Source organism: Paenibacillus forsythiae T98 (assembly GCF_000520735.1).
Classification (GTDB): Bacteria; Bacillota; Bacilli; order Paenibacillales; family Paenibacillaceae; genus Paenibacillus_AQ; species Paenibacillus_AQ forsythiae.
The window spans coordinates 1-752 of the sequence record NZ_ASSC01000702.1 but is presented as its reverse complement, the minus strand read 5'-3'; the positions used below and the strand labels follow the sequence as shown (position 1 = coordinate 752).

Below are 752 nucleotides of genomic sequence, written 5' to 3'. Positions count from 1 at the left end.
GCCGCTGCCGATGGCTACGGTCGAGCAGACCTACGGCATTCTGGCCTGGCAGCTCTACGCCGCGGGCGTTCCCTGGAATGACGCGATCGTGCGGGTGATGGGCATCGCCAAGGAGGCGATGAATGAGCTGCGCGAGCGCCGCGCCGCAAGGCCGCTGCCCGGGCTGTTGCCTTTTCTTGAGCAGTGCGCGCAGACCTCGCTGCGGCTGGGCGTCGTAACCTCCGATGAATCGCATACGACGGCCGAGCATCTGGAGTGGCTCGGCATTTCCGGCTATTTCAGCGCGGTGGTGACGAGGGACAAAGTGGTCAAAGGCAAGCCTGCCCCCGAAATGGCGGAGGCCGCATGCCGGGAGCTTGGGGCTCTGCCCGAAGAGACCGTCGTCATCGGGGACAGCAACGCCGATATGCAGATGGGCAGGGGAGCGGGCCTCCGCCTGGCTATCGGCATATCATCGGCAGAGGGAGCGGCGGAGCATTTGGCTGACGCCGATATCGTCATCCGCGATTTCACCCAGCTTGCCGTTTCGGAATGATTTTATCATTTTGCAGAAGAAAGGATGGTTACAAGCTATGGATTCTTTAAAGACCTTGGCTTCCTGGATACAGGCAAGCAGCCGTATCGTCTTTTTCGGAGGAGCCGGCACATCGACGGAAAGCGGCATTCCCGATTTCCGCTCTGCGGCGGGGCTGTATCTGTCGGAGAAGCATTCGCCCTATCCCCCCGAGCAAATGCTGAGCCACAGCTTCTTC

At 61.0% G+C, this 752-nt stretch carries 2 protein-coding genes; both read left to right on the top strand.

Features of this window, described 5'->3' with window-relative positions:
* Positions 1 to 535: HAD family hydrolase (locus L692_RS0121645; protein WP_025702095.1), on the top strand; the 535-nt coding region annotated here is incomplete at its 5' end.
* Between the two features lie 37 nt (positions 536 to 572).
* Positions 573 to 752: Sir2 family NAD-dependent protein deacetylase (locus L692_RS29735; protein WP_036724895.1), on the top strand; the 180-nt coding region annotated here is incomplete at its 3' end.